The sequence below is a fragment of the Anaerovorax odorimutans genome (assembly GCF_024459955.1).
Lineage (GTDB): Bacteria > Bacillota > Clostridia > Peptostreptococcales > Anaerovoracaceae > Hominibacterium > Hominibacterium odorimutans_A.
Map to the genome: position 1 here is coordinate 1 of NZ_JANFXK010000077.1, position 714 is coordinate 714.

Sequence of the window (714 nt, forward strand, 5' to 3'; positions counted from 1 at the left end):
ATCTTGTTGATCTCCATTCCCGGGCTGCTTTTGCTTGCCCAGAAGTTGTTTCGCGCTGAATTGATACCTAAATTGCTGTATAGCTGCTCCAGTTCGCCGCCGTCTCCCCGATACCAGATCCTATTTTTGATCGCGTTACTTTCATAATCCATCGTTTCTGTGATGTTTATTTTCTTTGGATTAGCGGGCTGAATGCTGAGCCAGCTCCTGATTCCATCTTTTACATTGTCCATGATGTTATTCCACCACCTCATCTTCTCCATCTCCTATCAGCATCTTATATGGCAGCCACCCATATTGGCTCGCATTGATTGTGTGGTCGTTCCCATCTTCCGGTTCATTGTCCTTATCTTCTCTCCAGCTGTAAATCTCAAGTTCGTGTACGTGCGCCGCACAGTGGCTCAATACTAAATACACCTCGGTATGCAGCCAAGACAGCTGCAACTTGATCCGGTCGATAATCTTCGTCTTTTTATACGCAGGAATAAAATTATATATACTGCTATGTAGTCGTTTATATTTTTTCAATTCTGTTATGGTTGCCTGATCGGCAGAATCTATAAAGACATCCTTTGCAAATCCCCATTCCTGCCGGTTGCGTTCCAAAAAATCAATGAAATTATTTACGGTATCTGATGGCGCAAGAGGAATAGTTAAATCCGCATTGCTGTATATTTTCTCGTCTACAATAATTACTTTCCTGCATTCCGTAAT

General features: G+C 42.4%; 2 protein-coding genes. Both read right to left on the bottom strand.

The genetic code is table 11. From position 1 onward, the window contains the following. A partial coding sequence (locus NE619_RS17915; protein ID WP_330640852.1) for a hypothetical protein occupies window positions 1-254 on the bottom strand: 254 nt, incomplete at its 3' end. Beyond that, on the bottom strand, window positions 238-714 hold a 477-nt coding region (locus NE619_RS17920; RefSeq protein WP_330640853.1), incomplete at its 5' end, for a hypothetical protein. The genes NE619_RS17915 and NE619_RS17920, both read right to left, overlap by 17 nt.